The sequence below is a fragment of the Cellulomonas bogoriensis 69B4 = DSM 16987 genome, assembly GCF_000767165.1.
GTDB lineage: Bacteria > Actinomycetota > Actinomycetes > Actinomycetales > Cellulomonadaceae > Actinotalea > Actinotalea bogoriensis.
In genome coordinates this window covers 1-3,758 of the sequence record NZ_AXCZ01000216.1, presented here as the reverse complement: position 1 = coordinate 3,758, position 3,758 = coordinate 1, and the positions used below count along the sequence as shown (strand labels likewise).

General features: G+C 73.5%; 5 protein-coding genes. 3 read left to right on the top strand and 2 right to left on the bottom strand.

The features are described 5' to 3' along the window. Nucleotides 1-306, bottom strand: a 306-nt coding sequence (locus N869_RS13495; protein ID WP_035062435.1) for a hypothetical protein, incomplete at its 3' end; no start/stop codon positions are given. A gap of 79 nt (nt 307-385) precedes the next feature. Here N869_RS13495 and N869_RS13490 point away from each other — a divergent pair. Together N869_RS13490 and N869_RS13485 are read left to right on the top strand one after the other, a co-directional pair. Then, the gene (locus N869_RS13490; protein WP_232229739.1) at nt 386-1,015 is read left to right on the top strand and encodes a TetR/AcrR family transcriptional regulator; all 630 of its coding nucleotides are present in this window, start codon (nt 386-388) and stop codon (nt 1,013-1,015) included. A gap of 131 nt (nt 1,016-1,146) precedes the next feature. Next, nucleotides 1,147-1,371 carry a DUF3107 domain-containing protein gene (locus tag N869_RS13485; RefSeq protein ID WP_035062432.1) on the top strand — a complete coding sequence of 75 codons (225 nt, stop codon included), beginning with the start codon at nt 1,147-1,149 and terminating at the stop codon, nt 1,369-1,371. Between the two features lie 12 nt (nt 1,372-1,383). On the opposite strand, the gene N869_RS13480 is transcribed toward N869_RS13485, so the two are convergent. Then, nucleotides 1,384-2,049 carry a ferritin-like fold-containing protein gene (locus tag N869_RS13480; protein WP_035062431.1) on the bottom strand — a complete coding sequence of 222 codons (666 nt, stop codon included), beginning with the start codon at nt 2,047-2,049 and terminating at the stop codon, nt 1,384-1,386. Nucleotides 2,050-2,347: 298 nt separating this feature from the next. Here N869_RS13480 and N869_RS13475 point away from each other — a divergent pair. Beyond that, a partial coding sequence (locus tag N869_RS13475; protein WP_052105564.1) for a DEAD/DEAH box helicase occupies nt 2,348-3,758 on the top strand: 1,411 nt, incomplete at its 3' end.

Here is a 3,758-nt window from a genome sequence, read left to right as displayed (position 1 = left end):
CCACACCCCGGCGCGCTCGACCACCGCCGATGCGACGGCCGCCACCTCGTCGGGAACCACGAGCCTGCCGGTGCCGAGCCCGTGCCCCGCCCCCGCGGCCACGACCAGCGCGAGCAGCAGGGCCAGCGGGCGCAGGAGCCGACCACGACGTCCGCGGCGCAGGACGGCGACGTGCCTGCCCGGCGACAGGTCCCGGTACCGTCCCGGACGCAGGTCGTTGCCGACGTCCAGCCCACGCCTACGGGTCCGCCGACGGTCGTCGTCACCGACGTCGGTGTCGCTCCTGGGACGGGTCGTGCGGGCCATCCGACCATGGTGGCACCCGGGCCTCCACAATCCTCGGTCGTCCCCACCCCCGGTCCGCCGCGGTGACTAGCATCGGCTGGTGGCTCCCGATTCGTCCCCGCGTCGGCGCACGTCCCGCATGGCCAAGGACGCGCGCAGGGCCCAGGTGCTGGCCACCGCGCAGGACCTGTTCGCCCGTGAGGGCTTCCACCACGTGTCCATGGATGACATCGCCGAGGCCGTCGAGGTCTCCAAGCCCGTCCTGTACCGGCACTTCCCGTCCAAGCTGGACCTGTACCTGGAGATCGTGGAGAACCGCGGCCAGTCGCTGGTCAGCACGATCGACGCCGCACTGGAGGTCGCAGCGCGCGAGCCACCCAGCGGCAGGGACGTCGTCCGGGCCGTGGTCCGCGCCTACGTGGACTTCGTCGAGGACGCCGGCGAGTCGTTCTCCCTGCTGTTCGAGTCCGACGTGACGCGGGACGCCGCCGTCCGCGAGCGGGTCGAACAGGCCTCGGACGCCGCTGCCCGGGCGGTGTGCCGGGGCCTGCGCGAGCTCGCCGGGCTACCCGTCGAGCACGCCGAGCTGCTGAGCACCGCGCTGGTCGGCATGGCGCGCACGGCAGCGACCCACCGCTATCGCACCCGGAGCGTCAGCACCGACGCGGCCGTGGAGTCGGTCACCCAGCTCGCCTGGCGGGGCGTGGCAGGGCTGGTCCGCGAACGGTGAGCACCAGACCGACGCAGGCCGACGCGGACGGGCACAAGCCGGCGCCGGTCTGGTGCGGGTCGGTGCACCCCGGACGCCCCGTGCGACCTAGGATGACGCCTCAGGCACCGAGAACTGGGAGGCGTGACGACGTGGAGATCACGATCGGCGTGCAGAACGTGGCACGAGAGCTGGTGGTCGAGACCGACCGCCCCGCGGAGCAGGTCGCCGCGGAGGTCCTCAAGACCCTGGAGTCGGGCGGTCCGCTGGACCTCACCGACAGCAAGGGCCGTCGGGTGATCGTCCCGGCGGCGACGCTCGGGTACGTCGAGCTCGGCGGCGACGAGGCGCGCAAGGTCGGGATCCACTCGATCTGACCCTGCAGCCCCTCAGGGGGTCAGCCCCAGGCGTTCCATGCGGCGGCTGTGCTCGGCCGTGAGGGTCGAGAACAGCCGCTGCTGCGCGTCCCCGGGCACCCCGCCGCTCCCTTGGGCCTGGACCAGCAGGTCACGCAGCGCGGGGTGGTCGGCGAGCAGCCGCTGGACCGCACCGAGCGACTCCCCCACCAACCGCCTGCCCCACAGCGCCAGCCGCGAGGCGAGCGTCCCGTCCCGGGTCCCGGCACCGGCCAGCGTCTCGACGACCAGGCCCGCGTGCCCGTCGTCGGCCAGCACCTCGTCCACCAGGTCCCGGGTCGTCGGGTCCAGCGGCCCGGCGACCACTCGGCAGAAGTCGTCGACCACGCCGTACCCGACGTAGGCGTTCAGCAGCCGCTCGGTCCACGTCGAGGGCGCGGTCCGGGCGTCCAGGTCGACCAGGGCACCGGCGAACGGCCCCATCGCGGCCTGCAGCCCACTCCCCAGGTCCGTCACCCGGGAGTCGACGAGCTCCAGGCGACCCATCGCCATGGCAGCCATGCGGCTCAGCTCCAGCCGCTGGTCCAGTGCCGGCGCCGCGACGGCGTCGGCGGCCAGACGGGAGAACGAGGCAAGCTCGGTGTGGGCGAGCAGCCCGAGGACGGCGAGGGCGTTGCCCTGGGCGTGGGGGTCGGTCATCGGGCCAGGCTATTGCGTCCCCCGGGGCTCGACGCCGGTCTCGACGCCGGCCCCGACGCGCCGACGTGCACCGCGAGGGGGTTCTGACGCCCCGTCCGCTACCATGACCGGTGTTCATCGGTTGACCGGTCGTCCCGATTACCCCACGCCCGTCACGGGCGCACCGCCCCGGCGGCGCCCCAGCAGGGCGAGACACCCACGATCGGCTGCCGGCCCGCCCGCGGCGCGGCCCGTCCCGGGTACGACCTCACGTCGTCCCGATGCGTGTGGCCCCGCGGCTGACACACGAGGTACAGCCATGACCACCACCGACCAGTCCGCGGCACCCGCCCCTGAGGAGGGCCGCCACTCCACGGTGCAGGCCACCGACGCGACGTTCGCGGACTTCGACATCAACCCCGAGATCGTCCAGGCCCTCGCCGACGCCGGGATCACCCGTCCCTTCCCGATCCAGGCCATGACCCTGCCGGTCGCGCTCTCCGGCCACGACATCATCGGTCAGGCGAAGACGGGGACCGGCAAGACCCTCGGGTTCGGCATCCCCCTGCTGCAGCGGGTCGCGGGCCCCGGCGAGGACGGCTACGACGCCCTGCCCGCACCCGGCAAGCCGCAGGGGCTGGTGATCGTGCCGACGCGTGAGCTCGCCGTCCAGGTCGCCGGCGACCTGGCCACGGCGTCCGCGCGGCGCAGCGTCCGGGTCCTGCAGATCTACGGCGGTCGCGCCTACGAGCCTCAGATCGAGGCCCTCAGCAAGGGCGTGGACGTGGTCGTCGGGACCCCTGGGCGGATGATCGACCTGATGAACCAGGGCCACCTGGACCTCTCGCGTGCGCGGACGGTGGTGCTCGACGAGGCCGACGAGATGCTGGACCTCGGGTTCCTCCCCGACGTCGAGAAGCTCCTCGCCAAGGCCCCGGCCACCCGCCACACGATGCTGTTCTCGGCGACGATGCCCGGACCCGTCGTGGCGATGGCCCGCCGCTACATGAGCCAGCCCACCCACATCCGCGCCAGCGACCCGGACGACGCAGGCGCCACCCTCAAGGCCATCAAGCAGGTCGTGTACCGGGCCCACGCCCTGGACAAGATCGAGATGCTCGCGCGGATCCTGCAGGCGCAGGGGCGGGGGCTCACGATCGTGTTCGCCCGCACCAAGCGGACGGCGGCGAAGGTCTCGGACGACCTCACCGAGCGCGGTTTCGCCGCCGGCGCGATCCACGGCGACCTGGGTCAGGGCGCACGCGAGCAGGCCCTGCGGGCGTTCCGGTCGGGCAAGATCGACGTGCTGGTCGCGACCGACGTCGCCGCTCGCGGCATCGACGTGGACGACGTCACCCACGTCATCAACTACCAGTGCCCCGAGGACGAGAAGACCTACCTGCACCGCACCGGCCGCACCGGCCGCGCAGGCCGGACCGGGACCGCGGTCACGTTCGTGGACTGGGACGACGTGCCCCGGTGGTCGCTCATCGACAAGGCCCTGGACCTGGGGTTCCCCGACCCCGCAGAGACCTACTCCAGCTCCCCGCACCTCTACACCGAGCTCGACATCCCCGAGGGGACCCGGGGCCGCCTGCCCCGCTCGGCCCGGACCCGGGCAGGGCTGGACGCCGAGACCCTCGAGGACCTGGGCGAGACCGGGCGCAAGGCGGCCCCGCAGAAGGGCCGGTCCGGGGACGGCCGCGGCCGTGGGGGCGACGGCTCCCGCG

Coding starts and splice junctions, on each gene's coding strand:
- N869_RS13480 (WP_035062431.1), bottom strand. CDS start 2,049: ATGACCGACCCCCACGCCCAGGGCAACGCCCTCGCCGTCCTCGGGCTG.